At 68.0% G+C, this 26,168-nt stretch carries 25 protein-coding genes; 14 read left to right on the forward strand and 11 right to left on the reverse strand.

Translation table 11 applies throughout. The annotated features are described in order from the left end of the window. Positions 1–232 precede the first annotated feature (232 nt). On the forward strand, positions 233–1,639 hold the full coding sequence (locus G474_RS19410) for a carbohydrate porin (protein WP_051281812.1): 1,407 nt from the start codon (positions 233–235) through the stop codon (positions 1,637–1,639). Between the two features lie 73 nt (positions 1,640–1,712). Here G474_RS19410 and murA read toward each other — a convergent pair whose 3' ends face one another. From murA to G474_RS0103895, 10 genes are read right to left on the reverse strand one after another with little or no spacing between them, the layout of a single operon-like run. Then, positions 1,713–2,966, reverse strand: a complete 1,254-nt coding sequence (gene murA / locus G474_RS0103850; protein ID WP_026685828.1) for a UDP-N-acetylglucosamine 1-carboxyvinyltransferase — start codon at positions 2,964–2,966, stop codon at positions 1,713–1,715. Continuing rightward, positions 2,959–3,201: a BolA family protein gene (locus G474_RS0103855; protein WP_026685829.1), complete on the reverse strand. Its 243-nt coding sequence runs from the start codon at positions 3,199–3,201 to the stop codon at positions 2,959–2,961. Before G474_RS0103855 ends, murA begins: the two co-directional genes overlap by 8 nt. Before the next feature lie 2 nt (positions 3,202–3,203). Then, the gene (locus tag G474_RS0103860; RefSeq protein WP_026685830.1) at positions 3,204–3,968 is read right to left on the reverse strand and encodes an ABC transporter permease; all 765 of its coding nucleotides are present in this window, start codon (positions 3,966–3,968) and stop codon (positions 3,204–3,206) included. After that, positions 3,961–4,899, reverse strand: coding sequence for an ABC transporter ATP-binding protein (locus tag G474_RS0103865; RefSeq protein ID WP_043463160.1), 939 nt, complete (start codon positions 4,897–4,899; stop codon positions 3,961–3,963). Before G474_RS0103865 ends, G474_RS0103860 begins: the two co-directional genes overlap by 8 nt. 19 nt (positions 4,900–4,918) lie before the next feature. After that, entirely contained in the window at positions 4,919–5,200 is a 282-nt protein-coding gene (locus G474_RS0103870; RefSeq protein WP_051281814.1) for an STAS domain-containing protein, read from the reverse strand. 13 nt (positions 5,201–5,213) lie between these two features. Further along, positions 5,214–5,840, reverse strand: a complete 627-nt coding sequence (locus G474_RS19415; RefSeq protein ID WP_043463162.1) for an MlaC/ttg2D family ABC transporter substrate-binding protein — start codon at positions 5,838–5,840, stop codon at positions 5,214–5,216. Between the two features lie 17 nt (positions 5,841–5,857). Continuing rightward, positions 5,858–6,595 carry an MlaA family lipoprotein gene (locus tag G474_RS0103880; protein ID WP_026685833.1) on the reverse strand — a complete coding sequence of 246 codons (738 nt, stop codon included), beginning with the start codon at positions 6,593–6,595 and terminating at the stop codon, positions 5,858–5,860. Beyond that, positions 6,592–7,062 (reverse strand): outer membrane lipid asymmetry maintenance protein MlaD, encoded by a 471-nt coding sequence (mlaD, locus tag G474_RS0103885; protein ID WP_026685834.1) that lies wholly within the window; start codon positions 7,060–7,062, stop codon positions 6,592–6,594. The genes G474_RS0103880 and mlaD overlap by 4 nt, the downstream gene beginning before the upstream one ends. Continuing rightward, entirely contained in the window at positions 7,059–7,853 is a 795-nt protein-coding gene (gene mlaE, locus G474_RS0103890) for a lipid asymmetry maintenance ABC transporter permease subunit MlaE (protein ID WP_026685835.1), read from the reverse strand. Before mlaE ends, mlaD begins: the two co-directional genes overlap by 4 nt. Continuing rightward, the gene (locus G474_RS0103895; protein ID WP_026685836.1) at positions 7,846–8,655 is read right to left on the reverse strand and encodes an ABC transporter ATP-binding protein; all 810 of its coding nucleotides are present in this window, start codon (positions 8,653–8,655) and stop codon (positions 7,846–7,848) included. Before G474_RS0103895 ends, mlaE begins: the two co-directional genes overlap by 8 nt. 129 nt (positions 8,656–8,784) lie before the next feature. On the opposite strand from G474_RS0103895, the gene G474_RS0103900 reads away from it, so the two are divergent. The 12 genes from G474_RS0103900 (at position 8,785) to G474_RS0103955 (ending at position 23,635) form a co-directional block, all read left to right on the forward strand. Next, positions 8,785–10,200 carry a sigma-54-dependent transcriptional regulator gene (locus G474_RS0103900; protein WP_026685837.1) on the forward strand — a complete coding sequence of 472 codons (1,416 nt, stop codon included), beginning with the start codon at positions 8,785–8,787 and terminating at the stop codon, positions 10,198–10,200. Continuing rightward, on the forward strand, positions 10,197–11,555 hold the full coding sequence (locus G474_RS0103905; protein ID WP_026685838.1) for an AAA family ATPase: 1,359 nt from the start codon (positions 10,197–10,199) through the stop codon (positions 11,553–11,555). Before G474_RS0103900 ends, G474_RS0103905 begins: the two co-directional genes overlap by 4 nt. A 156-nt stretch (positions 11,556–11,711) precedes the next feature. Then, positions 11,712–13,511 carry a pilus (MSHA type) biogenesis protein MshL gene (mshL, locus tag G474_RS0103910; RefSeq protein WP_043463164.1) on the forward strand — a complete coding sequence of 600 codons (1,800 nt, stop codon included), beginning with the start codon at positions 11,712–11,714 and terminating at the stop codon, positions 13,509–13,511. Beyond that, positions 13,508–14,629: a tetratricopeptide repeat protein gene (locus tag G474_RS24390; RefSeq protein WP_156919143.1), complete on the forward strand. Its 1,122-nt coding sequence runs from the start codon at positions 13,508–13,510 to the stop codon at positions 14,627–14,629. The genes mshL and G474_RS24390 overlap by 4 nt, the downstream gene beginning before the upstream one ends. Beyond that, entirely contained in the window at positions 14,626–16,332 is a 1,707-nt protein-coding gene (locus G474_RS0103920; protein ID WP_026685840.1) for a GspE/PulE family protein, read from the forward strand. The genes G474_RS24390 and G474_RS0103920 overlap by 4 nt, the downstream gene beginning before the upstream one ends. Before the next feature lie 3 nt (positions 16,333–16,335). Next, positions 16,336–17,535: a type II secretion system F family protein gene (locus G474_RS0103925; protein ID WP_026685841.1), complete on the forward strand. Its 1,200-nt coding sequence runs from the start codon at positions 16,336–16,338 to the stop codon at positions 17,533–17,535. 3 nt (positions 17,536–17,538) lie between these two features. Then, the gene (locus tag G474_RS0103930) at positions 17,539–19,005 is read left to right on the forward strand and encodes a hypothetical protein (protein WP_026685842.1); all 1,467 of its coding nucleotides are present in this window, start codon (positions 17,539–17,541) and stop codon (positions 19,003–19,005) included. After that, on the forward strand, positions 19,002–19,598 hold the full coding sequence (locus G474_RS0103935; RefSeq protein ID WP_026685843.1) for an HlyD family secretion protein: 597 nt from the start codon (positions 19,002–19,004) through the stop codon (positions 19,596–19,598). Before G474_RS0103930 ends, G474_RS0103935 begins: the two co-directional genes overlap by 4 nt. Further along, positions 19,595–19,954 carry a hypothetical protein gene (locus G474_RS19425; protein WP_051281818.1) on the forward strand — a complete coding sequence of 120 codons (360 nt, stop codon included), beginning with the start codon at positions 19,595–19,597 and terminating at the stop codon, positions 19,952–19,954. Before G474_RS0103935 ends, G474_RS19425 begins: the two co-directional genes overlap by 4 nt. A gap of 11 nt (positions 19,955–19,965) precedes the next feature. Beyond that, positions 19,966–21,711 carry a hypothetical protein gene (locus G474_RS23745; RefSeq protein ID WP_051281820.1) on the forward strand — a complete coding sequence of 582 codons (1,746 nt, stop codon included), beginning with the start codon at positions 19,966–19,968 and terminating at the stop codon, positions 21,709–21,711. After that, positions 21,708–22,352 (forward strand): type II secretion system protein, encoded by a 645-nt coding sequence (locus G474_RS0103950; RefSeq protein ID WP_051281822.1) that lies wholly within the window; start codon positions 21,708–21,710, stop codon positions 22,350–22,352. The genes G474_RS23745 and G474_RS0103950 overlap by 4 nt, the downstream gene beginning before the upstream one ends. A gap of 2 nt (positions 22,353–22,354) precedes the next feature. Continuing rightward, complete coding sequence (locus G474_RS0103955) at positions 22,355–23,635, forward strand: adenylate/guanylate cyclase domain-containing protein (protein ID WP_043463166.1); 1,281 nt, start codon at positions 22,355–22,357, stop codon at positions 23,633–23,635. A 7-nt stretch (positions 23,636–23,642) separates the two neighbouring features. On the opposite strand, the gene G474_RS19435 is transcribed toward G474_RS0103955, so the two are convergent. Then, positions 23,643–25,373: a histidine kinase gene (locus G474_RS19435; RefSeq protein WP_043463168.1), complete on the reverse strand. Its 1,731-nt coding sequence runs from the start codon at positions 25,371–25,373 to the stop codon at positions 23,643–23,645. Between the two features lie 123 nt (positions 25,374–25,496). Here G474_RS19435 and G474_RS0103965 point away from each other — a divergent pair, with 123 nt between their 5' ends. Beyond that, a complete protein-coding gene (locus G474_RS0103965) occupies positions 25,497–26,165 on the forward strand; it encodes a prepilin-type N-terminal cleavage/methylation domain-containing protein (protein ID WP_026685846.1) in 669 nt (222 codons plus the stop codon). Positions 26,166–26,168 lie beyond the last annotated feature (3 nt).

Below are 26,168 nucleotides of genomic sequence, written 5' to 3' on the forward strand. Positions count from 1 at the left end.
CCCCTTTGTTCCATGAAGAAAATGTCGCATCCGAGCCACAGTGTGGTTTTGATGTGTGGTTTTTGACCAACACCGCACAACACATTTGCGTAAATTTAAAAATGATTCTCAAAAGCAGTTGCGTTATTCTATAACCACATTCTCAATAGGGGGTAGCATGAAAAGCAAGCAAGTTCGCTCGCAAGCGGCAGCATTCAGCGAGAGGGGAGACTGGAGAAAGGTTGCCGCCGCCATGGTCGCCGGCGGTGTGCTGGCCCTGCCAGGTGCGGCCTACGCCCGGGACGACGTACAGGAGACCCTGCGCAAGATGAACGAGCGCCTGCAACAGCTGGAGCAACGTAACCAGGCACTGGAAAAGGAGGTGAAAACCCTGCGCCAGACCGGTACCGTGGCAGCCGCGCCCCGGGTCCTGCCGGATAACGAGCGGCTGGTACGCCTGGAACGGCAGAATCAGGTGCTGCAGGAGCAGGTCCGGGAGCTGGCCCACGCCCCCCAGCCTGAGCCCAGCGTGACGGAGCCCGGCATCGAAATCAGCGCCAGCCTGGTCTCGGTGTACCAGCACGCCAACCGGAACGGCATTGCCTCCGGCGAAACCGGCCATGCCGGCAATTACCGGGGCGATGTGGAAATTAGCATCCCCGCCGGACACTGGGGTGAGGCCCAGGGCAAGGCCTTTGCCCACGTCCGCTTCGGCCAGGGTAATGGCCTGACCCTGCGGGACACCCATGTGGGCGTTCCCAATTCGACAACCTTCGAGAAGTACGGCGGCACCAACTCCGACGATTCCTTCGCCATCCTGGCCCAGGCCTACTACCAGCTGACCTGGCCCCTGAAACCCACCGGCTTCAACGACCAGCCCGGGGATCGCATCGAACTGACGCTGGGCAAGATGGATTTCTTCGGCTTCTTCGACCAGAACGCCGTGGCCGGGGATGAAGCCTCCCAGTTCCTCAACAATGCTTTCGTGCACAACCCCCTGCTCGATACCGGCGGCGACATTGGCGCCGACAATTACGGCTTTGCCCCCGGCGCCCGGCTCGGCTACTACAACGAAGGCGACGGCCTGCTGGGCTGGGGGGTTTCCCTGGGTATCTTTGCCGCGGGCAATGGTGCCCGCTTCGACGGCCGGGACAACGGCGGCCCCCTGAGCGTCGTCCAGTTCGAGCTGAGCCCCAAACAGATCAATGGGGAGCCCCGGGGCAATTACCGGATTTATGCCTGGAACAACGGCAGCACCGAGGACCTGGAGGGTAACCGCCAGCGCCACCGGGGCTGGGGGATTTCGCTGGATCAGCGCCTGGGCCGGGACTGGAACCTGTTTGCCCGCTATGGCCACCGGACCAGTGGTGAGGGCGCCTTCGACCAGGCCCTGACCGGCGGTTTCGAATTTTCAGGGGCCAGCTGGGGACGCCGGCATGACGCCATCGGCGTTGGCCTCGGCCTGTTGAAGACCAGCCAGGCCCAGAAGCTGGCCAGCGGCATCGGCGGCAACGAGCGGCTGGCGGAAATCTACTATCGCGGCAAGATCAACGAACACCTGGAAATTTCGCCCCACTACCAGTGGATCAGCCATCCCCAGGGCAACAGTTCCGTCCCGGACATCAACGTGCTTGGCGTGCGGGCCGCCTTGAGCTTCTAACCAGTTACTTGCAGATCCCGAAACGAAAAGGCCCCGGAGGGCTTCCGGGGCCTTTGTCACAGCAAGACGGGCATCAATGGACCCGGCGCACCTGGGCCCCCAGCCGGGCCAGCTTTTCCTCGATGCGTTCATAACCGCGGTCCAGGTGGTAGATGCGGTCGATGATGGTCTCCCCCTGGGCCGCCAGACCGGCGATCACCAGGGAGGCTGAGGCCCGCAGGTCGGTGGCCATGACCGTGGCGCCCTCCAGGCGCGCCACCCCCCGGACCACGGCATTGTTGCCCTCGATCTGGATGTCGGCCCCCAGGCGCTGCAGTTCGCTGGCGTGCATGAAGCGGTTTTCGAAGATGGTTTCCCGGATCGTGGCCACCCCTTCGGCGACGCAGTTAATGGCCATGAACTGGGCCTGCATGTCGGTGGGGAAGGCCGGATAGGGGGCGGTGCGCAGGCTCACGGACTTGAGCCGGGGCGGCGCCTTGAGGTTGATGGCATCGCGCTCCAGACGGATGTCGCAGCCGGCATCCATGAGCTTGTCCACCACAGAATCCAGATAAGCGGCGGAGGTCCGCAGCAGCCGCACCTCGCCCCCGGTGGCGGCGGCGGCGCAGAGGTAGGTGCCGGTCTCGATCCGGTCCGGCATAATCGCGTGCTCGGCCCCGTGCAGGCGTTCGACGCCCTGGATGCGGATCACGTCGGTGCCGGCGCCGGAAATGCGGGCCCCCATGCTCACCAGGCAGTTGGCCAGGTCCACCACCTCAGGCTCCCGGGCGGCGTTCTCGATGACCGTTTCCCCTTCGGCCAGACAGGCGGCCATCATCAGGTTCTCGGTGCCGGTGACGGTGACCATGTCGGTGCAGATGCGCGCCCCCTGCAGGCGGTTCGCCTTGGCGTGGATATAGCCCTGCTCCACGGTGATCTCGGCACCCATGGCCTGCAATCCCTTGATGTGCTGATCCACGGGCCGGGCGCCGATGGCGCAGCCCCCTGGCAGGGACACCCGGGCCTCGCCGCAACGGGCCAGCAGGGGCCCAAGCACCAGGATCGAGGCGCGCATGGTCTTCACCAGATCATAGGGCGCCAGGGGATTGTTCAAGCCGCCCCCGTCCAGCACCAGGCCATCGCTACCCTCCAGAGTCACCCCCACCCCCATCTGCCCCAGGAGGCGCAGCAGGGTGGAAATGTCGTTCAGATGCGGCAGGTTGCTGAACTTGAGGGGTTCGGCAGACAGCAGGGCAGCGCAGAGGATGGGCAGGGCAGCGTTCTTGGCCCCGGAAATGGTGACTTCACCGGAAAGGGCGATACCGCCCTGAATTGCAAGCTTATCCACGGGCACTCCATTCTTCCGGGGTATGGGTTTTCAGGGAAAGGGCGTGCAGTTCGCCGCTGTCCAGCTGGGCCCTGACCGTCTGGTTCACCCGCTGGTGGCGCTGCACTCGGCTCATGCCGGCAAATTCCGCACTGACCACCAGGGCCTCGAAATGCTGGCCGTCCCCGGCCACTTCCAGGTGGCTGCAGGCCAGGCCCTGGCGGATGAGATTTTCTACGGTTTCAGGGAGCATCATGATCAATAGCGCAGTTTCCAGCCCCGCTTGAGGAGCATCAGGGTGAGCAGGGCCAGGCCCGCAAAACAGAGGAGGACCACGGCCAGACTCACTTCCGGCCCCACGTCGGAAACACCGAAGAAGCCGTAGCGAAAGCCGTCGATCATGTAAAAGACGGGATTGTAATGGGAGACGGCCTGCCAGAACGCGGGCAGGGAGTGAATCGAGTAAAACACCCCGGACAACATGGTCAGGGGCAGCACCAGAAAATTCTGGAAGGCCGCCAGTTGATCGAACTTGTCGGCCCAGATGCCGGCGATCACCCCCAGGGTCCCGAGGATGGCGCCCCCCAGCAGGGCAAACGCCAGGGCCCAGAGGGGCTGGGCCGGCCACAGGGGAGCGAAGGGCAGGGTCACCAGCCACACCCCCAGCCCCACCACCAGGCCGCGCAGGGCCGCCGCCAGGACGAAAGCCCCATAGAAGGCCCCGTAGGAGATCGGCGGCAGCAGCACGAACACCAGGGAGCCGGTAACCTTGGACTGGATCAGGCTGGAGGAGGAATTGGCAAAGGCGTTCTGCAGCACCGACATCATCACCAGGCCGGGCACCAGGAAGGCCGTGTAGGCCAGCCCATGCACCAGGCGCTCTTCCCCCAGCACATGGCTGAAGATGAGCAGGTAAAGGAGGGCCGTCAGCACCGGGGCGGCCACGGTCTGAAAGGCCACCCGCCAGAAACGCAGCAGCTCCTTGCGCAACAGGGCGCCGAAACCTCCGCCCAGATCAAGCATGGGAAGCCTCCGCCCCTACCAGAGCCATGAACGCATCCTCCAGATCGGGGGCATTCAGGCGCAGGTCCTCCAGCCCCAGGCCGGCCTGGCGCAGGCTGGCCAGCACGGTTTCCACCAGCTCCAGCCGGCTCAGCTGCAGCACGACCTCCCGTCCGTTGCGGCGCTGGACCAGGGGCTCCAGGGAGGCGGGCAGTTCCTGCTCCCCGGACAGTTTCAGGGTCAGGCTGTGGCCGGAAAAACGGGCCAGCAGGTTGGCCGTGCTGTCCAGGGCCAGGATGCGGCCTCGCTTCAGCAGCGCGATGCGCTGGCAAAGGGCCTCAGCTTCTTCCAGGTAGTGGGTGGTGAGCACGATGGTGTGCCCGGCCTCGTTCAGGCGGCGGATGAAGCGCCACAGTCCCTGGCGCAATTCCACGTCGACCCCGGCCGTGGGTTCGTCCAGGACGATCACCGGGGGCCGGTGCACCAGGGCCTGGGCCACCAGCACCCGGCGCTTCATGCCGCCGGACAGGCGGCGCATGTTGGTGTCCGCCTTGTCCGCCAGATCCAGATTGGCCAGGATCTCGTCGATCCAGTCATCGTTGCGCCGGATGCCGAAATAGCCGGACTGGATGCGCAGGGTCTCGCGCACGGTGAAGAAGGGATCGAACACCAGTTCCTGGGGCACCACCCCGAGCCGGCGCCGGGCTTCCCGGTAATCCCCCTGCACCTCGTGACCGAGAACCCGGATACTGCCGGCGGAGGGTCTGGCCAGCCCGGCCAGGCAGGAAATCAGGGTGGTCTTGCCGGCGCCATTGGGACCCAGCAGACCGAAGAACTCCCCCTGAGCGATCTCCAGGTCTACCCCGTCCAGGGCGGTGAAGGCGCCAAAGCGCTTGACCACCCCGGCAAAGGCGACGGCAGGAACGGCTACGGGAGAGACGGAACTACCCATGGAGACAGGCCAGCGGGCCTCAGGCCCGCTCGAACAGGGCGTCGAGATCGTAGAGATCAGCCAGGGCCCGGAGGCCATCGGGCACACCGGTCAGGCGCAACTGGCCGCCGGCGGCCTGGTTCAGGCGCAGCCATTCGAGCAGCACCGCCAGGCCGGAAGAATCGGCCTGCTGCACCCCGGAGAGGTCCACCACCCGGTCGCTGCCGTCAAAAAAGCCACGGCCTGCTTCCAGCAGGCCGCGGGCATTCGCCATCACCATGGGCACCTGCACCAGCAGGCGGTCGGCTTCACAGCGGAGCATGTCTGACGGAATCTCAGGCCCCCTTGCCGCTGTCCAGAGCCTTGTTCTTGCTCGCCAGGGCCTGGATCAGGCCATCGATGCCCCCATTGCGCACTTCCTGGGCAAAAGAATCCCGGTAATTGGTCACCAGGCTGACGCCGGCCACCACCACGTCATAGACCTTCCAACCCTTGTCGGTCTTCTCCAGGCTGTAGTCCAGCTGGATCGGACGCCCGCCAGGCTGCACCACCTCGGTCCGCACCAGCACGTCGGTATCACCGGGGTTCATCTTGAAGGGCTTGTAGCGTACGGTCTGATCCCGGTAGGAGGACAGGGCGTTCGAATAGGTGCGCACCAGAAGCTCCTGGAACTGCTGGGCCAGCTGCTCCTTCTGCTTGGGCGTGGCCTTGTTCCAGTCCCGCCCCACGGCCAGGGAGGTCATGCGGTTGAAATTGAAATAGGGCAGCACCTTGGTCTGCACCAGGGCGATGGTCTTCTGGGTATTGCCGTTCTGGATATCCTTGTCCTGACGCACGGCCTTGAGCACGTCGTCGGTGACGGTCTTCACCAGGGCATCCGGCGCCGCTTCCTGGGCCAGAGCCACGGAACCGGTAGCAACGGCCATGCAGGCCGTCATCAAGAGAACAAACAAACGCTTCATCACATCAGATCCTGGTCTTAATTGTCGTCACGCCGGGGCGGATTGCCGTCATGCACCTGGGAAGCCCGACGCTGCAGGTAGCCGGAACGGATATAGGCATACTTGTCCAGGGCGGCTTCCTCGATCACCTTGTCCCCGGGCAGCAGGCCGGCGCGGACTTCGACGGCGCGCAGGGCCACGGCGCTGTTGCGCAGGGCCACGTTATCCACGTGCCACCAGAGGGGATAGAAGTACTGGTCCACGCCCCAGCCCACCAGGTCCCGGGAAGTATTGGGGCCGATCACGGGCAGGAAGACATAGGGGCCATCCGGCACCCCCCAGACGGCGAAGGTCTGGCCGAAATCCTCATCCCCCTGGTCCAGTCCCATCTCGCTGGCCACGTCGAAGAGACCGAAGATGCCCACGGTGGAGTTGATCAGCAGCCGGCCCAGACCGGTGAAGCCCTCCCGGGGCTTGCCCTGGAGGAAGGCATTGCCGCCCCGGCTGACGTCCCAGAGGTTCTCGTAGAAATTGTGCACGCTCATCTTGGCGGGCAGGGGCACGGCGGCATCGTAGCCCTTGGCCAGGGGCCGCAGGGCGACCTTGTCCAGGCCTTCGTGCACCTCGAACATGGTCCGGTTGAAGCCCTCGTAGGGATCCTGGGGGCTGGGCGCCCGGGTAGTGCCGGCGCAACCGGCCAGCAGCACTGCCGCCGCCAGGGCCAGGCTGCCTCGCCATCCGCGCCAGGCGGACTTCTGCTGGGTTTTCACGTTCATTTCGGATCCTGACCTTCAGCTGCCTTGTTGAAGAGGAACTGGCTCACCAGCTTCTCCAGCACTACTGCGGACTGGGTTTTAAAAATGGTATCGCCGGCGGCCAGCTTGCGCTCGTCCCCCCCCGGCTCCAGGCCCACATACTGATCCCCCAGCAGTCCGGAGGTATAGATGGAGGCAAAGGTGTCCTTGGGAAAGGTGTAGCGGGCATCGATGCTGAGCGACACCACCGCCTCGTAGGTTTCCGGGTCGAAACGGATGTCGCTCACCCGTCCCACCACCACGCCGGCACTCTTCACCGGCCCCCGGGCCTTGAGGCCGCCGATGTTATCAAACTTGGCCTGGAGTTGGTACGTCTGGTCCATGTGCACACCCGTGAAGCTGCCCACCTTGAGGGCCAAAAACAACAGGGCGGCGATGCCGAGGGCGACGAAGAATCCGACCCAGAGGTCTAGGGTGGTACGACTCATGAGGTTCCCCTGAACATGAAAGAGGTCAACACGAAATCCAGGGCCAGGATGGCCAGGGCAGAAGTGACGACGGTACGGGTGATGGCCCGGGACACCCCTTCGGCAGTGGGGGCGGAATCATAGCCCTCGAAGACGGCGATCAGGGATACCGCCACCCCGAACACCAGGCTCTTCAGGATGCCGTTCCAGACGTCGTAGCGGAAATCCACGGCGGACTGCATCTGGGACCAGAAGGAGCCGTCATCCACCCCGATCACCACCACCCCGATCAGCCAGCCGCCGAAAATGCCCATGCTGGAAAACATGGCAGCCAGCAGGGGCATGGAAATGACGCCGCCCCAGAAGCGGGGCACAACTACCCGGGCCACCGGGTCCACCGCCATCATGTCCATGGCCTTGAGCTGCTCGGTGGCCTTCATCAGGCCGATCTCGGCAGTGATGGCGGAACCGGCCCGGGAGGCAAAGAGCAGGGCCGCCACCACGGGTCCCAGCTCGCGCAGCAGGGAGAGGGCCACCATGGTCCCCAACTGCTCCGCCGAGCCGTAGCGCTGCAGAATCTCGTAACCCTGCATGCCCAGCACCAGCCCCACGAACAGGCCGGACACCAGGATGATGATCAGGGACAGGACGCCGCTGAACCAGATTTCCCGCAACGTGAGGGGATAGCGGCGCAGGGCGGCGCCGGAATTGAGCAGCACGGCCACGAAAAACCGGCTGGCGTAGCCCAGGCGCCAGATGCGCTCCACCACCTGGCTGCCCAGCCGGCACAGCGGCTCCAGAAGATCAGCCACGGGCGCCTCCCATCAACTCTTGCGCGAAGGGCGGGGCCGGCATGTGGAAGGGCACGGGACCATCCGCCTCGGCCTGGACGAACTGGTGCACGAAGGGATCGGTGGAATGCCGGATCTCCTCTGGGGTGCCTTCGGCCACCACCCGGCCGCCGGAAATGAAGTAGATGTAATCCACGATCAGCAGGGATTCCTGGATATCGTGGGTCACCATGATGGACGTGGCCCCCAGGGCGTCGTTAAGGCGCCGGATCAACTGGCCGATCACCCCCAGGGAAATGGGGTCGAGGCCGGTGAAGGGCTCGTCGTACATGATCAGGGCCGGGTCCAGGGCCACCGCCCGGGCCAGGGCCACGCGGCGGGCCATGCCGCCGGAGAGGGAATTGGGCATCAGATCCCGGGCACCCCGCAGACCCACCGCCTGGAGCTTCATCAGCACCAGATCCCGGACCAGGTCCTCGGGCAAATCCGTGTGTTCGCGCAGGGGGAAAGCCACGTTGTCGAACACCGACAGGTCGGTGAACAGGGCCCCGAACTGGAACAGCATGCCCATGCGCCGACGCAGGGCATAGATCTGGGCCTGACTCATTTCGTTGACCACCGCCCCATCCACCCGCACCTGCCCCGCCGAAGGCCGGAGCTGACCGCCGATGCAGCGCAGCAAGGTGGTCTTGCCGCAGCCGGAACCGCCCATGATGGCCACCACCTTGCCCCGGGGGATGCGCATGTTGATGCCCTGCAGCACGGGCTTGCCGCCATAATCGAACTGCAGGTTGTCAATTTGGACCAGATTGTCGCAGGACATGGGCAAAGGGAAGGGGACGCCGGGGCGGCCGAGTTCGTCGGGACCGGCCATTCTACCAGACGATCTCCGGCCACCTCCATGGCATCCCCATGACTATAATCGCCGACGCGGGCCCCACAGGAGACACCCATGCCGGACCAGAAGCCCCTGCTCCTCATCGTCGATGACGACCCCCTGCTGGGGGAGTCCCTGGCCTTTGCCCTGGCCGACACCTTTGACGTGCGCCTGGCCGCCAGCCGGCCGGCCTGCCTGAAGGAACTGGAACGGCTGCCCCGCCCCCCCGACCTGGCCCTGGTGGACCTGGGCCTGCCGCCCGCCCCCCACCGTCCCGGCGAAGGCTTCGCCCTGATCCGGGAACTGCTGACCCGCCAGCCGCAGCTGCGCATCCTCGTGCTTTCGGGGCAGGACGAGCAGGAAAACGCCCGCCACGCCCGCACCCTGGGGGCCCTGGAATTCATCCCCAAACCCTGTGAGCCGAGCCAGCTGCGCCAACTGCTGCTCAAGGTGCTGGACAGCCCCCCCGACGCCCATGCCGATGCCAGCCCCCTGGCGGGCCACAGCCCCGCCATGGAAAAGCTGCGCCAGCAGATCGCCCTGTGCGCCGACTCCCCCTACCCGGTGCTGATCACCGGCGAATCCGGCTGCGGCAAGGAAGTGGTGGCCCAATGGGGCCTGCACCGCCAGACCCGGCGGCGCCAGCAGCCCTTCCTGGCCGTCAATTGCGCCGCCCTGGCGCCCAGCCTCATGGAAGCCACCCTGTTCGGCCACACCCGGGGCGCCTACACCGGCGCCCATGAAGCCCAGGCCGGTTATTTCGAAGACGCGGGGGAAGGCACCCTGTTCCTGGACGAAATCGGCGAACTGCCCCTGGAGCTGCAGCCCAAGCTGCTGCGGGTCCTGGAAAACGGGGAATACCAGCGCCTCGGGGAAACCCACAGCCGCCGGGCCCGGGCCCGGATCATCGCCGCCACCAACCGGGATCTGCGCCAGGCCGTGCGGGAAGGCCGCTTCCGGGCCGACCTGTACCACCGGCTCTCGGTATTCACCCTGGAGGTTCCGCCCCTGCGGGACATGGGCGCGGACAGGCTGGTGCTGTTTACCCACTTCTGCGAGCAGCTGGCCGCCCAGCTGGGCCTGGCGCCCCCCAGCCTGGACAGCGACGCCCAGGCCCGCTGGCTGGCCTACCCCTTTCCCGGCAACGTGCGGGAACTACGCAACATCGTGCTGCGCCTGATCACCCGCTACCCCGGCCAGGTGCTGACGCCGGCCCAGCTGCTGCCGGAGCTGGAGCAGGATGAGGAAGCCCCCCTGCCCGCCAGCCACCTGACCGACCCGGCCGACGCCGAACAGCTGCTCCTGGCAGCCAGCCAGCACCTGGCCCAGGCCGCCCCCATCAACCTGGACGCCACCTTGAACCACTGGGGCCGGGCCTATCTGGAAGCCGCCCTGCGCCGCAGCCAGGGCAACGTGAGCCAGGCCGCCCGGCTCCTGGGCCTGAGCCGCAGCACCTTCTACAACCGCCTGGAAGCCTGGAGCCGCGATTGAGTCTCTACCTGGATCATTTCGGCCTGACTGAACCCCCGTTCCGGATCACCCCCCACACGGATTTCTTCTTCGCGGGCGCCGACCGGGGCGCCGTGCTCGACGCCCTCTGCTACTCCCTGGAGCACGAGGAGGGCATCATCCAGGTCAGTGGCGAGGTGGGCAGCGGCAAGACCATGCTCTGCCGCATGCTGCTGCAGCGACTGGAAGCCCGGGGCCGGGGCGGGGACACGGTATACCTGGCCAACCCCTCCTTGTCCCGGGAGGAAATCCTCGCCGCCATCGCCGCCGACCTGGGCCTGGAACTCCCGGACCGCAGCCCCCATGGCACCACCCGGGCCCTGCAGCAGGCGCTGCTGGAACGTTACGCCCAGGGCCGCCGGGTGGTGCTGCTGATCGACGAAGCCCAGGCCATGCCCGGCCCGGCCCTGGAAGAAGTACGCCTGCTCTCGAACCTGGAGACACCCCGGGAAAAACTGCTGCAGATCGTGCTGTTCGCTCAGCCGGAGCTGGACACCCGCCTGGCCGACCCGGCCCTGCGCCCCCTGCGCGAACGGATCACCCAGCATTTCCAGCTGCAGCCCCTGGCCAGGCCGGACGTGGCCGCCTACCTGGAATTCCGGCTGCGCGCGGCCGGCTACCGGGGCCCCAATCCCTTCACCCCGGCCGCCGTGGGGCGCATTGCCCGAAGCTCTGCCGGACTGACCCGGCGCATCAACATCCTGGCCGACAAGGCCCTGCTCGCCGCCTTCTGCGCCAACCAGCATCAGGTGGACCAGGACCAGGCGGCCGCCGCCATCAAGGACGCCCGCTTCCAGCCGATCGCGCCCGGCGCTGCCCGCTGGCTGCGCCCCCTGGCCCTGGCGGCAGGGGGCCTGGGACTGCTGGCCTTCCTGACGCTGGCCCTGCCGGGCATCCCCTGGCCCGAGCGCCCCGCCGCCCAGAACCAGGCCGTCGCCCGGGAAACCCGGGCCGCCCCCACACCCCCTGTCGCCCCCCTCCAGGCCGCTGCTCCGGAACAGGTGGAAGGCGATACCCTGCCGCCCCGGACTGCCGCCCGTCTGGCCGACTTCCAGAACTGGATAGGTAGAGCCGATCCAAGCCACTTCACCCTGCAGCTGCTGGTCACCGATGCGGGCAGCGCCGCCGACGTGGAACGCCTGCTCGGCCGGCTGCCGGCCCAGCTGGCGGACGGGGAGCTGCGCGTGTACCGCTCCGGCCCCCCGGGCCGGGAACGCCTGGGGGTGATCTACGGCGACTACCCCGACCGCCAGGCTGCCGGCGCCGCCCTGGCCCGGCTGCCGGGCAGCATCCGGGCCAGCGGCCCCTACCCCCGCCCCATCGCCCAACTGCGTTGAAGCCACGCCGAGCATCCAGGCGCCACGCTGTTGATGGGCAGGGGTGGCGTTCCCCTGCCTTGTCCGTTAGGATGGAGACGCCACACCCCGGGGAGTCTTGATTTTCTTCCGGCCACACCGTTTAATGCCAACAGCATCACCCAGAAGAGGTGAAAAATGGTTGTCCGCATCGCATCCCTCTGCCTGTTCCTGGCCCTGCTCGGCGCCTGCAGCGCGCCGGCCCCCCGGGACCCGGTCAAGGGCCACCTGACCCAGGAGCAGGCCCGCGCCGGCAGCCCGGGCGCCATCCCCGCCCCTGTCCGGCAACCCCTGGCCCTGCCGCCTCCCACTCCCGCACCGCGCGCGGAAACCTACAGCGTCGTGGTGCATAACGTCCCGGTCCGGGACCTGCTGTTCGCCCTGGCCCGGGATGCCAAACTCAATGTGGACATCCACCCGGGCATCAGCGGCAGCGTCACCCTGAACGCCATCGATCAGACCTTGCCCCAGCTCCTGGCCCGCATCACCCGTCAGGTGGACCTGCGCTTCGAACTCGATGGCCCGAATCTGGTGGTGATGCCCGACAGCCCCTTCCTGCGCCACTACAAAGTGGATTACGTGAATCTGAGCCGCAACGTCAGCGGCACCGTGGCCACCAACACCCAGATCAGCACCAGTGCCAGCGGCAGCGGCGGCGCCGAATCCTCCCTGGGGAGCGGCAACATCTCCAGCACCCGGGTGGAAAACAGCTCCCGCAACCAGTTCTGGGAATCCCTGGAAAAGAACATCAAGGACATCCTGCGGGAAACCGACAAGGTCCTGCCCGAAGGCAGCAGCGAGGAAGAGGAGGAGTTTGCCGGCGCCTTCAGCGGCACGCCCCAGCAGCAGCCGGCCAGCCGGGCCGGTAACCGCAACCAGGCCCAGCCCGGACTGAGCGAGGGCCAGGCCCGGGGCACCCGGGTGATCCGCCGCACCACCTTCCGGGAAGCAGCCTCGGTGATCGTGCATCCGGAGAGCGGGGTGATCACCGTGCGCGCCACCGGGCGCCAGCATGAGCGCATCCAGGAATTCATCGACAAGGTGAGTCTCGCCGCCCGCCGCCAAGTGATGATAGAAGCCACCATCGTCGAAGTGGAGCTGGGCGACGGCTACCAGCAGGGCATCGAGTGGAGCCGCATCTGGGCCGGCGGCGACAAGCGCTTCGGGGTCACCCCCACCACGGCCACCGGGGGCGTCAATCCCAGCCTCACCCCCTTCGTGCTCAGCTTCGTAAACCAGGCCAACCCCCTGGACATGACCCTCAACCTGCTGCAGTCCTTCGGCACCGCCAAGGTCCTCTCCAGCCCGCGCCTGTCGGTGCTCAACAACCAGACCGCCCTGCTGAAGGTGGTGGAAAACGTGGTCTATTTCAGCATCAAGGCCGACGTCACCCCGGGCAACGCCAACACCAACGCCATCGTCGCCTACACCACCACGCCCCAGACCGTTTCCGTCGGCCTGGTGATGACGGTCACCCCCCAGATCAGCGACAACGACAGCATCATCCTCAACGTGCGGCCCACCATTTCCAGCATCGCCGCCATGGTCAAGGACCCCAATCCGGACATTCCCAGCACCGTCTCCAACGAGATTCCCCAGATCCGCACCCGGGAGATCGAATCCGTGCTCCGGGTCACGAGCGGCGACATCGCCGTGCTGGGCGGACTGATGGAGGACCGCATCGACTACAAGACCGGGCGGGTGCCCGTACTTGGCCAGGTACCCCTGGCCGGCGAACTGTTCACCTCGCGCAACAATTCGGCCCGCAAATCGGAGCTGGTGATCTTCCTGCGCCCCATCGTGATCCGCGACCCCAGCCTCCAGGGCGATTATTCCTCCCTGCGCCCCTACCTGCCGGATCAGAGCTTCTTCCCCCAGCCCCCCGAGGCCCAGCCCCTCAATCCAGCCCTGCCGCCTGCCCGGGAGCAGCAGCCATGAGCCTACTCATGGACGCCCTGAAACGGGCCCCGCCCCAAGCGCCAGACCCCCAGGCCCGGGACACCCTGCAGCTGGAGCCCCTGGAGCCTGCGGCAGCCCGGGGCCTGCCCGACCTGGCCCAGCACCTGGATGCCGTCAATGCGGACCTGGCCGCCTCCCTGGGCGCGCCGGCTGGCACCGCCGAAAACCAGGAAAGGGGGCGCCAGGCCTTTCAGGTCCGGGCCCGCGCCGCCCGTCCGGGACGCCCCCTGCTCTGGATGCTGCCTCTGGGAGGACTGGGACTGCTGGCCCTGGGAGGCTATTTCTGGTGGCAGCTGCAGGCCCTGGAAAACCCGCCGCCCCCTCCAGCCGCCACCAGCCGCCCGGCCCCGGCAGCCCCCGCCGCCCCGCCCCCGCGGCCGGCGGAACGGGACGAACAGGCCATCCCGCGGGCCATGAACAGCCACCGGCTGGCCCAGGCGGTGGAGGCCCCGCCCCTGGAAACGGCCGCCCCCGCCACCAACACCGCCCCCGCCGAGCTGCGCATCCAGCGCCGGGCGCAGCTCCTGGACCCGGGGCTGCAGCAGGCCCATGCGGCCCTGGAACGGGGCGCCCTGGCCCAGGCCCGCCAGGATTTCACCCAGGTGCTGCAGCGGGACCCCCACAACCTGGACGCCCTGCTCGGGCTGGCCGCCATCGCCCTGCACGAAGGCAGCCCCGGGGAAGCCCAGCAGCGTTACCAGGCGGCCCTGACGGCCCACCCCCGGGACCCCCGGGCCCTGGCCGGCTTCCTGGGCCTGAACGGCGAACGGGACCCGGAAGGCACGGAAAGCCGGCTGCGCACCCTGCTCGGGGAACAGCCGGGTGTCCCGGCTCTGCATTTCGCCCTAGGCAACCTGCTCGCCGCCCGGCAGCGCTGGGCCGAGGCCCAGGCGGCCTATTTCCAGGCCTGCAGCCTGGACGGCAGCAATCCCGACTACCGCTTCAACCTGGCCGTCAGCCTGGAACAGCTGCGTCAGCCCGGCCCCGCCGCCAACTACTACCGGCAGGCCCTGGAGGCCGCCCGGCTGCGCCCCGCCACCTTCAACGCCGACCTGGCCCGGGAGCGGCTGCGCCTCCTTGAGGGAGGCCCACCATGAATGCCCCCCACCTGCACCGCCGGCCCCTGGGGCAGATCCTGCTGGACCAGGGCATCCTCTCCGAGGACCAGCTGCGCATCGCCCTGCTGGAGCAGATGAAGTCCGACCTGCCGATCGGCAAGCTGCTGGTGATCCTGGGCTTCGTCTCCGAAACCACCTTGCGGGACGCCCTGTCGGAGAACCTGGGCAAGGCCTGCATCGACCTGTCCCGGGCCGTGGTGGACCCCATGGCCCTGAAGCTGGTCCCGCGCCAGATTGCCAAACGCCACCATCTGCTGGCCCTGGACTACGACCAGGAACGGCAGCAGCTCACCCTGGCGGTGGCGGACACCAACGATCTGGTGGGCCTGGACCGGGTACGCAGCCTGGTGGGGGAGCAGGTGCGCATCGACACCCTGCTGGCCGGGGAATCGGAGATCGACCGGGCCATAGACCAGTACTACGGCCACGAGCTGTCCATCGACGGCATCCTGAAGGAGATCGAGACCGGCGAGATCGACTGGCACAGCCTGCAGACGGTGGGCGATGAATACAGCCAGCCGGTGGTGCGCCTGATCGACGCCATCCTCACCGACGCGGTGAAGCGGGAAGTCTCGGACATCCACTTCGAGCCGGAAAGCAGCTTCCTGCGCATCCGCTACCGGCTGGACGGCATCCTGCGGCAGATCCGGGCCCTGCACAAATCCTACTGGCCGGCCATGGCGGTGCGCATCAAGGTGATCAGCGGCATGAACATCGCCGAGACCCGGGCCCCTCAGGACGGCCATCTGGCCCTCTCGGTCTCCGGCCGGCCGGTGGATTTCCGGGTCTCCAGCCAGCCCACCATCCACGGGGAAAACATCGTGCTCCGGGTGCTGGACCGGCAGAAGGGCATCGTGCCCCTGGAACAGCTGGGGCTGACCGAGGACCACCTGGCCCAGCTGAAACTGATGATCGCCCGCCCCGAGGGCATCATCCTGGTCACCGGCCCCACGGGCAGCGGCAAGACCACCAGCCTGTACTCGGTGCTCAACCACATCAATTCCGAGCGCATCCACATCATGACCCTGGAGGACCCGGTGGAGTATCCGATGCCCCTGGTGCGCCAGACCGCCGTGGCCGAAGCCGCCAAGCTGGACTTCGCCAACGGCATCCGCTCCATGATGCGCCAGGACCCGGACGTGATCCTGGTGGGCGAGATTCGCGACGCCGCCACCGCCGAAATGGCCTTCCGGGCCGCCATGACCGGCCACCAGGTCTTCGCCACCCTGCACAGCAATTCCGCCGTGGGTGCCATTCCCCGGCTGCTGGACATCGGCGTCACCCCGGACATCCTGTCCGGCAACGTGATCGGCATCATCGCCCAGCGCCTAGTGCGGCGCCTGTGCGTGCATTGCAAGGCGCCGGCCCGGGCCGACGCTCAGGAATGCCGCCTGCTCGGCCAGGAGCCCCAGGCCGAGGCGCCGCGCATCTACCGCCCGGTGGGCTGCGAGCACTGCAATTTCCTCGGCTACAAGGGGCGCCTGGCGGTGATGGAACTGCTGCGCGTGGACCGGGAGCTGGATGACCTGATCGCCTGCCAGGCGACTCGCAGCGAAATCCTCGCCCACGCCCGCACTCGGGGCTTCCGCTCCCTGGCCGAGGATGGCATCCAGCGGGTCCTGGCCGGCGCCACCTCCCTGGAAGAACTGGGCCGGGTGGTGGACCTGACCGACAGGATGTAGGCCATGCTGTACGACTATTCCGCCGTGGATGCCGAGGGCCGCCGGATCGGCGGGCGCATGGAAGCCATGAACCCGGTGGACCTGGAGATGCGCCTCAAGCACATGGGCCTGGACCTGGTGCGCGGCAAACCCATCCGCCATCGGCCCCTGCTGGGCGGCTCCGGGGTGCCGCGCCGGGAACTGATCAACTTCTGCTTCCAGCTGCAGCAGCTGATCCGGGCCGGGGTTCCCCTGCTGGACGCCCTCACCGATCTGCGCGACTCCCTGGAGCACCCGCGCCTGAAGGAAGTCACCGCCAATCTGGTGGAGAATATCGAAGGGGGACAGACCCTGTCCCAGGCCATGGCCGCCCACCCCGGCCTGTTCAACCGGGTGTTCCTCAGCCTGATCCGGGCCGGAGAAGCCTCGGGGGACCTGGACCGGGTGCTGGACAACCTGACCGCCTCCCTCAAGTGGGAGGACGAACTCATCGCCCACACCCAGAAGCTGCTGCTCTACCCGGCCTTCGTCAGCACCATCGTGCTGGGCGCCACCACCTTCCTGATGGTCTACATGGTGCCCCAGCTCAAGCTCTTCGTCGGCAACATGGGCCAGGCCCTGCCCGCCCACACCCGGGCCCTGTTCCTGATCTCGGACCTGCTGCTCGACTACTGGTACGTCCCCCTGCTCCTGCCCGGCCTGATCACCGCCCTGCTCATCTACCTGCTGCACAACAACCCCCTGGCCCGGCGCCGCTTCGACGCCCTGAAGCTGCGTCTGCCCCTGGTGGGCGGCATTCTCAAAAAGATCATCCTGTCCCGCTTTGCCGGCACCTTCGCCATGCTCTACGCCGCCGGCATCCCGGTGCTGGAATCCCTGCGCACCACCCGGGACGTAGTGGGCAACCGGGTCATCCGGCGCGCCCTGGAACAGACCGAACAGGCCATCCGCGAGGGCCGCAACATGGCCGCCGCCTTCCAGGACACGGGGCTGTTCCCCCCCCTGGTAGTGCGCATGGTGCGTATCGGCGAGAGCACCGGCGCCCTGGACACGGCCCTGCTCAACGTCAGCTACTTCTACAACCGGGACGTGCAGGAATCCGTGAGCCGGGCCCAGGCCCTGATCGAACCCCTGCTCACCCTGATCCTCGGCACCCTGCTGGGCTGGATCATGCTTTCGGTGATCGGGCCCATCTACGACGTGATCAGCCAGTTGAAGCTCTAGATCATGGGCGCCCAACACCTCCTGCTCCTGGACAGCCACCAGCTCGGTCTCTACCGCTGGCACCAGGGCGAACTCCAGGAACAGGCCCGCCACCCCCTGGGCAGTGCCGGCCAGGCAGCCCTGGCCCGCTGGCTGGAAGCCCACCGGGACACCCAGCTGCGGCTGCTGGCGAACCTGGCCGAAGAGGGCTTTCAGGTGGAAACCCTGCCCTACCTGCGCGGCAAGGACCGGCGGGCCGTGCTGGAACGGCGGCAGGCCCAGCATTTCTTCGGCACCCCCTACGTCCTGGAAACCTCCCTGGGGCATCTGCAGACCCACCGCAAGGAAGAACGGGTGCTGCTGGCCGCCCTGACCCAGCCGGCCCTGCTGGAGCCCTGGCTGCAACTGCTGCAACAGGGACACATTCCCTTCGCCGGGCTCTACAGCCTGCCGCAGCTCACCGGCACCCTGTGCCGCCTGCTCGACCTTCCCCTGGAACGTTGCCTGGTGCTCACCGTGCACCCCCATGGGCTGCGGCAAAGCCTGGTGATGGGCGGGGAGACCGTATTCTCCCGGCTCACCCCCCTGGCCGACAGCAGCATCGCCGGCATGGCCGGCAGCATCGCTGCGGAAGCCCACAAGCTGCACCAGTACCTGACCAGCCAGCGCCTGATTGGCCGGGATGAACAGCTCACCGTCTGCCCCCTGGTACAGCAACGGGCCCTGGAAGCCGTGGGCCGGACCTGCCTGAGCCAGGGCCCCCTGGTGTTCCAGCCCCTGGAGCTGGGACAGGCCGCCAGCCGCCTGGGCTGCCACTGGGTGCCGGAAGACAGTCTGGCGGACCCCCTGTTCCTGCACCTGCTCGCCAGCCATCCCCCCCGGCACCAGTTTGCCCCGGCCCTGCTGCGCCAGGATTACCAGCTGGCCCGGCTGCGCCGGGGGCTGCTGGGGCTGGGCCTGATCATCCTGGCCGGCGGCCTGCTGCTCCTGGGACGGGAGCTGAACAGCATCCGCCTCATGCAGGGCGAACAGGCCCGCATGGAAGCCGCCGCCGGCAAGCTGCAGACCGAGTACGGGCAATTGCTGGCCGGCATCCCCGGCCTCAGCCTGGACCAGGAACAATTGCGCCGCCTGCTGGACCAGTATGACCGGATGCGGCAACGCCAGGCCCCCAGCCAGGCCATGGTAGTTCTGAGCCACGCCCTGGACGGGGTGCCGGAAGCCCGCCTGGAGCGGCTGTTCTGGCAATGGGAAGGCCGGCAGAGCAGCCTGACCGTGGAAGGCAGTCTGCCCCCCGGCGATCCCCGGCAGCAGGTGCAGCACTTCGAACGCCTGCTGCTGGCCCTGGACAACCGGGGCATCCGCAGCGAGGTCCTGAGCCATCCGGTGGACATGGCGCCGGACAAGCCCCTGCGCGGCGGCGATCAGGATGCGGACGGCGCCCCCGCCCCCGGCTTCCGCCTGCGCCTCTACTGGGAGCAGCAGCCATGAGCCCCCTGCAGGCACAGCTCCGACAGCTCTGGCCCACCCTGCTGCTGGCCCTGGCGCTGGCCGCCCTGGGCATCGCCCCCGCCTACTGGGGCTGGCAGGAAGCCAGCCGCGCCGCCCAGGCCCGGGACCAGAGCCGGGAAAAACTGCAGCAGATCCGCCAGCGGCTGGACCAGGCCCGGGCCGAGGCCGCAGAACTGCAGCAGGCCGGCCAGCGGCTGCAGGCCCTCCAGGCCCAGGGCTTCTTTGCCCGGGAAAACCGCCTGGAATGGGTGGAGCTGCTGCGCCAGACCAGGAACCGCCTGGCGATCCCTGCCATGCAATACGAGTTCCAGCCCCAACGCGCCCTGGAAGACGGCCAGGGGCGTTTCCTGGCCAGCCCCATGCAGCTGCAGCTGGGCCTCAACCATGAACTGGAGCTGCAACCCTTCCTGCAGGCCCTCTCCAGCCGCAGCCGGGCCCTGGTGCTGGCCCGGGAATGCGAGCTGCAGCGCAACCCCGGCCGCCCCCAGCCGCCCCAACCGGGCCCCAACATCCTGGCCCGCTGCAAGCTGGACTGGATCACCGGCCAGCTGCCTGGAGGCAATCCCCCATGAAGCTCCTGCGCTTCCGGCCCCTGCTACCCCTGCTGCTCCTGTTGGTCGGCAGCCCCCCCCTGGCGGCCCAGCCCGCCGGGCGGCTGTTTCACACCCCGGAGGAACGGGCCCGGCTGGAAGTGGAGAAACACCGGAACCCGGCGCCCGGCCAGGACCGGGGCCGCCACTACCAGGGCCTGGTGCAGCCCAGCCAGGGCCCGGCCACCCTGTGGCTGGACGGGGCGCCCCAGACCGGCACCCCCCCGGCCGGGCCGCGGGTCGGCGAACACCTCCCCGGCCCGGAAGGAAGCGGCGAGGATCTGCTGCGGGGCGGCCGGATCACCGTCAATCCCCCCCGCTCCGCCCCGCGCCCCTGAAGGATTTCCCCATGCCCGCCCCGCGCCAGTCCGGTGCCGCCCTGCTGATCCTGCTGCTGGCCCTGGCCCTGGGGGGGCTCACCTGGCTGCTGCAGCAGCCCGCCAGCCGCAGCAGCGCCTTCCCGGCCCGGGACCGGGCCACCGACCAGGCCCTGGCCCAGGCCAAGGAAGCCCTGCTGGGTTACGGCGCGGCCTACCCGGAATATCACCTGAAGGGCAGTCCGCCCCGGGCCGCCTTCGTGCCCGGCCACCTGCCCTGCCCGGACACCGGCAGCCCCCTGGGCCACGAGGGCACCGAGGCCGGCAGCTGCGGCGCCAAGGGGGTCACCGTGGTGGGCCACTTCCCCTGGCGCAGCCTGGGCATCCCCCCGCCCCGGGACGGCAGCGGCGAATGCCTGTGGTACGCGGTGTCCGGCAACTACAAGGCCAATCCCAAGGCTGACCTGCTCAACCCGGACATTCCCGGCCAGTTCCAGATCCTCGGGCCGGACGGCAGCCAGATCATCGCCGGCGCCCAGCCCGGGGAGCGACCGGTGGCAGTGCTGTTCGCCCCGGGACCGCCCCTGGCCGGACAGGTCCGCCAGCATCAGGGCGGCGAGTGCCGCCTCGACTACGACCCCAAGCAGTTCCTGGATGTGCTCCAGGGCATAGACAACAGCACCCCCGACAGCAGCGCCGAAGGCCTGACCCGGCTGATCGCCGGCACCCCGGGCGAGTTCTTCAACGACCGCCTGGTCTGGATCAGCCCCAGCGAGCTGTTCGAGGGCCGTATCGCCCGCCGCCCACCGCTCCCCCGGCCCCTGTTCGATGCCAGCTACCCGGGCAGCGGCATCGCCCTGACCCAGCGGCTGGCCGCCTGCCTGATCCGTTTCGGGGAACACAACAGCTGGCAGCGCCTGCCCTGGGCCGCGCCCCTGAGCCTGAACGCCCCGGCACCGGACACCTTCCGCAACGACAAGCTGGCCGACCAGGCCCTGCGCCAGGAAGGCCGTCCCCCGTTTTCGGTGGGCCGCTCCCAGCAGGTGCTGCAAAGCACCCTGGGCACCCTGCCCGGCTGTCTGCCAGCGGACCCGACCCACTCCGCCTGCCGCCTGCTGCGCAGCGACAACTGCCCGGAACTGCTGCCCGCCGCCGGCTACCCCACCCCCAGCGACGGAGCCGGGTACGTCAATAGCAGCGACGGCTGGTGGGACAAGTGGAAGGACCACCTGTTCTATCTGGTAGCCCCGGGTTTCGCCCCGGCCGCCCTGCCCGCCGTGGATTGCGACCTGAACCCGGAGCAGTGCCTGCAGGTTAATGGCCAGCCCTATGCGGCAGCCCTGATCTACGCCGGCGCGCCCCTGGCCGGGCAGCAGCGCCACCAGAGCAGCGAGCGCATGGACCCGGCCAACTACCTGGAAGGCCAGAACGCCACCACCCTGCAACTGGGCGGCCAGCAGCTGGAACTAGCCGGCAATGACCAGATCGTCTGCATCCAGGGCCCCACGGCCGCGGCCCCGGGCTTCAAGTTGGTCAGCAACTGTGGCAACCTGAACTGCCAGGCGGAAGCCGACAAGCTGCTGGCCCGGGTCAGCGGCCAGCAGAACCTCTGCCGGAACGGCCCGGACATCGCCCCCACATGCCAGATGGCCCGGCAGCAGCTGGCCGGCTGCGCCTGCCGGGGGGCAGCCGATGCCTTCCTGGCCCAGCCCTGCCTGGGCTCCCTCAACCCCGCCGCCTGCCAGGCGGCCATCCTGGCCCTGAAAGGATGTGCATGAAACCCGTGCCACGCGGCTTCACCCTCACCGAACTGGCGGTGGTGATGATCATCCTGGCCCTGCTGGTGGGAGGACTGGTGTTTCCCCTCTCGGCCCAGCGGGAAGTCCAGAAGCTGCGCCAGGCCGAATCCAGCCTGCACGACATCCGCGAAGCCCTGCTGGGCTACGCCGCCATCCACGGCTCCCTGCCCTGCCCGGACACGGACACGGACCGTACCGCTGCCGGCTACGGGGTGGCCGAAACCAGTTGCACCAGCACCGCCCAGGAGGGTTACCTGCCCTTCAAATCCCTGGGCCTGTTGGAGACCGACCCCTGGGAACAGCGCTGGCGCTACCGGGTGAACGCCCTGTTCGCCAACGGCGCCGCCCCCATCAACCTGGGCACGGGCTTCACCGGCAGCGATGCCCTGCTGGTGCAGAACCACGCGGGGGAATCACTGACCACCAGCCTCGAACGGCCGGTGGCCCTGTTCTACAGCCTCGGCCCCAATGGTCGGGCGGACGGGGAAAACCTGAGTTACGAGGCCAGCAACGGGCGCTACCAGGCGGGTACGCCGACGCCCGGCTTCGATGATCTGCTACAGTGGCTCGCACGCCCCATCCTGATCAGCCGCCTGATTGCCGCCGGACGCCAGCTCTGACCATGACCACCGAGCCCCAGCCCCCTTCCCCCCGCCTGACCTGGCTGGGCCTGAACCCGGAAGATACGGACAGCCTGCGCCTGCAGAAGTCCCTGCTCATCTTCGCCACCGGGCTGGTTTCCCTGGCCTCCATGGTATGGCTGCTGCTGTACTGGCAGCTGGGGCCCCGCTTTTCCAGCACCCCGGCCCTCAGCTTCCAGCTGCTCCTGGTGGGCAACCTGCTGCTGTTCCTGAAGCACCGCCATTTCGGCCTGTTCCGCCACACCCAGCTGGGCCTGCTGCTGTTTGCCCCCTTCGCCCTGCAATGGAGCATGGGCAACTTCATCAACGCCAGCGGCATCAGTCTCTGGGGCCTGCTGGCCCCGGTGGGGGCGGTGCTGATCTGCAGCCCCAGGGAATCCCTGGCCTGGTTCGTGGCCTTCCTGTTCCTCACCGGCCTCACCGGAGCCATCGACATCTACCTGGCCGCGGCCCAGCCCCCCCTGGCCGTGCCCGTGCATACCAGCCTGTTCTTCTTCGCCCTCAACTTCGCCGCCGTCTCCAGCATCGCCTACCTGCTCCTGCGTTACGCCACCCAGGAAAAACTCAAGGCCCGGGCCCGACTGGAAGAGGCCCACGCCCGCCTGCAGGAGGAACAGGCCCGCTCCGAGCGCCTGCTCCTCAACATCCTGCCCGCCCCCATCGCGGAGCGCCTCAAGCACGAGGACCAGACCATCGCCGACGGCTTCGCCGATGTGACGGTAATGTTCGTAGACATCGTCAATTTCACCCACGTGGCGGAAGGACTCTCCCCCCGCCAGGTGTTCTCCATGCTGAACCGCATCTTTTCCTGCTTCGACGAGCTGGCGGAAAGAAACGGCCTGGAGAAGATCAAGACCATAGGGGATGCCTACATGGTGGCCGGGGGCCTGAACACGGAAGAAGAGGACTACACCCTGGCCATGGCCCGCATGGCCCTGGAGATGCGCCAGCTTCTGGCCGTCAACGGGCCGACCAACGAACGCCACGTGGAAATCCGGATCGGCATCGGCACCGGCCCCGTGGTGGCCGGGGTGGTGGGCAAGAAGAAGTTCATCTACGACCTCTGGGGCGACACGGTAAACCTCGCCAGCCGCATCACCGCCGAAGGGGTGCCCGGCATGATCCAGGTGGATGAAACCACCTACCGCCGCCTGCGCGACCATTACCGCTTCCACGAGCCCCAGGTGCTGTACCTGAAGGGCAAGGGCAACACCACCGTGTACCGCCTGGCCGGAGACCTGGAGCCGGATCAGGCTTCCTGAGCAGCACTCAGGCCGGAGATGTCCCCGGCCCCGCTGCCGGCACCAGGGCAAACACCACCCGCCCCGGTTCATTGCACTGCAGTTCCAGTCGGTAGCCCCCCAGGGCGGCCTGCCGCCCTCCCTGATACAGGCCAATGCCCAGGCCATCCTCGGACGGCACCGGGGCCAGCATGAGCTTCCGGGCCAGGGCTGCGGGCACGGGGCTGCCGTCATCCTCCACCTCCAGGCCCCAGCCCTCCCGGTGCACCAGGCGGAGCCGGATGTGCAGCCCCGGCTCCCGGCGGCTCTTGGCCCGGGCGTTGTCGAGCAGGTTTTCCAGCACACTGTCGAAGAGCTCCCCGGGCACCGGCATGGCGCCCGCCTGTTCCAGCGCCTCGGCCGGGGCCTGGCAACTGATGCCCGTCTCACCCTGCGCCGCCTGACGGGCCTGCCACCAGGCACGCACCGGCAGCCAGCCGCCCGGCGGCTGCGCCCGAGGCTGCTGCAGGCGTCCCAGGGTTCCCTGCAGGCGCTCGGCCAGGGCCGGCAGCTGGCGCTGGATCAGCCGCCCCAGGGCGGCGCTGTCGCCCCCCTGACCGGCCGCATAACAAAGGTTCTGCAGGGCCTGGAGGATGTTCTTCACGTCATGGGTAACCCGGGCCCCGGTCTCATGGATGGCCTTCTCGTAGTTGAGCAGCTGCAGCTCCCGGGCCTGGCGTTTGACCTGGTAGAAAGCCAGCAGGAGCCGCAGCAGCCAGTCGCAATGCCAGCGCAGGACCGCCCCCGGGGGCTGGCGAAAATGGAGCTCCAGGCACAGCCCGGCCGCACAGCAGCGCTGCCGGCCCAGCCCCTTTGCCCCCTGGCTGCCCGCCCCGTCCGGCCCCTGCCAGCTGACGCCGGTGATCCAGGGCAGCTGCTGCAGACGCCCCAGGGCGGCTTCCAGGAAGGCCTCCGGATCGTCGCTGCGCTCGCTCGCCTCACTCAACCAGCGCACCCACGCTTCCATGGGCATGCCCAGGGACAGCAGGTAACGCCCCAGGGCCGCCCCGATTCCGGCAAAACCGGCCCGGGGATTCCAGGCCCAGGCCAGCAGCAACAGGCCGCCACCCAGGCTCAGGGAGGTGATGAACAGGGACCAGCCATACCCCTGTCCATCCAGGAAGGTGACCGCCAGACTGCCGAGCATGAAGACGGCCAGGAGCAGGAAGATCAGCAGACTGTGGATGAAGTCCACCGGCTGCTCGCAGTCCTCCCGGCTGCCGGGCAGCAGGAGCAGGCAGCCGGGCAGCAGGGGCAGCCACCAGGCAAAGGCCTCCCGGGGCAGGGCGCCGAGCAGGGCGGGATCCCGGGGCAGCAGGGGAATCAGGCCCAGCATCATCAGGCAGAGCAGGTAGGCAAAGGCGAGCAGCAGGCCCAGGCGGTGCCGCCCCCCGCCCAGACGCAGCCCCCGCCCGGCGATCAGGGCCGCCAGGGTGGCGCACCAGAGCAGCAGCAGCCAGGGGTTGAGCACCAGGGCCCAGAGGCAGACCAGGAGCACCAGGGCCAGGGTCTGGAACAGCCCGAGCCGCTGCCCCCCCGCCACCAGCGGCTGCCAGAGCAGGAACAGGCCCATGGCCATGGGCCAGAGGATGAGCCGGGCCTCCAGGGACGCCTGGAGCCCGAACACCAGCACATGCACGATGATCAGATGCCCGGCCAGCAGCAGCTGGGGCCGCTGCAGGAGCCAGCGGGCCGGGCCGGGATAGGCCTGTTTGTCCATCGCTTGCACACCCCCTGTCGAAATCCGGACACCTGGCAGCAAAAACCGGGCGAAACCCCCTTGATCTCCCAGGCATGGTTCATGCAGGACAACCAGCGTCAGACCCTACTGGAGGAGCTCATCATGAAACCCCGTCACCAATCCGGTTTCACCCTGGTGGAGATCGCCATCGTGCTGGTCATTATCGGCCTTTTGCTGGGCGGTGTGCTCAAGGGCCAGGAACTGATCACCCAGGCCAAGATCAAGAACGTCATCAACGACCTGAACGGCGTCTCCGCCGCCGTCTATGCCTACCAGGACCGCTATCGGGCCCTGCCAGGAGACGAAAAGAGCAGCATCGTCGAAGCCCGCTGGACCGGCCTCAAGGGCGGCGACGGCAACGGGGTGATCTGCGGCACCTACAACGGCACCGCGGCGGTGGGCGCCGGCAGCGGCAGCGCCTGCAGCGGCGAGAATGAATCCTCCCTGCTCTGGCAGCACCTGCGCTCCGCCGGCCTGGTTACCGGCGCCGGCAGCAGCGCCGATGCGCCCCAGAATGCCGTGGGCGGCTTCACCGGCATCCAGGCCGGGGCCTTCGGCATGCAGGGCCACGTGATCTGCAGCAGCAACCTGCCAGCCAAGATCGCCAGCTCCATCGACGCCCAGATGGACGATGGCTCACCGGCCACCGGCACCATCCGCGGCCAGGCCCAGGCCGCCCTGAATCCGGCCGCCGGTGGCGCCGTGCCCGCCGCCGACAGTACTTACGTGGATGACGGCAACCAGATCTACATCATCTGCAAATCCATCTAGGAA

This window comes from Azovibrio restrictus DSM 23866, assembly GCF_000429665.1.
Classification (GTDB): Bacteria; Pseudomonadota; Gammaproteobacteria; order Burkholderiales; family Rhodocyclaceae; genus Azovibrio; species Azovibrio restrictus.